Here is a 701-nt window from a genome sequence, read left to right as displayed (position 1 = left end):
GCCCCTTGGCGTCCGCCTCGTCTGGGAGACTGACGCCATGCGCTTCCTCACCGACCCGGTCGTCGACCTGACGTACAACGACGTCTTCCTCGTGCCCTCGCACTCGGACGTCGCCAGTCGCATGGACGTGGACATCGCCCCGGATGACGGCACGGGCGCCACCATCCCCCTGGTCTCCGCCAACATGACCGCCGTCACCGGGCGCCGGATGGTCGAGACCATGGCCCGGCGCGGCGGTCTCGGGATCCTGCCGCAGGACATCCCGGCGGACGTGATCCGGGACGTCGTGCGTCGGGTGAAGGTGGCCCACCCCGTGGCGGACACCGCCCTGACCGTCGGGCCGCAGGACACGGTGCTGGACCTGCTCCACCTCGTGGACCGCCGCAACCACGGGGCCGTCTGAGTGGTGGACGCCCACGGCGGGCTGCTCGGCGTGGTCCGCCCCCAGGACTGCGAGGGCGTGGACCGCTTCGCCTCGGCCGCCTCCGTCATGCACCCTCCGGCGGTGACCCTCACGCTCGCCGAGCTCGGCGGCACGGACGGGGCCCCGAGCAAGGAGGCGCTGCAGGCGGCCTTCGAGCGCCTCCACGCCGCGCGCCAGGAGATGGCCCCCGCAGCAGGCCCTACGGCCGCAATCGCCGACACCGTGCTACGCAGAGCATCCGCCGCGGCCGGACTATTGCGTCCGTTAGAGTTCAGGT

General features: G+C 72.5%; 2 protein-coding genes. Both read left to right on the top strand.

All coding sequences use genetic code 11. The features are described 5' to 3' along the window. A partial coding sequence (locus ACFWJO_RS38390) for an IMP dehydrogenase (RefSeq protein ID WP_386872811.1) occupies positions 1-403 on the top strand: 403 nt, incomplete at its 5' end. Positions 404-505: 102 nt separating this feature from the next. Beyond that, positions 506-701 (top strand): hypothetical protein (locus ACFWJO_RS38385; RefSeq protein WP_386872809.1); only part of this gene is annotated, 196 nt, incomplete at its 3' end.

It is taken from the genome of Streptomyces sp. NPDC127092, from assembly GCF_042722475.1.
Classification (GTDB): Bacteria; Actinomycetota; Actinomycetes; order Streptomycetales; family Streptomycetaceae; genus Streptomyces.
Note: the sequence above shows the minus strand (reverse complement) of the source record. Positions and strands in the feature narration are given on the sequence as shown.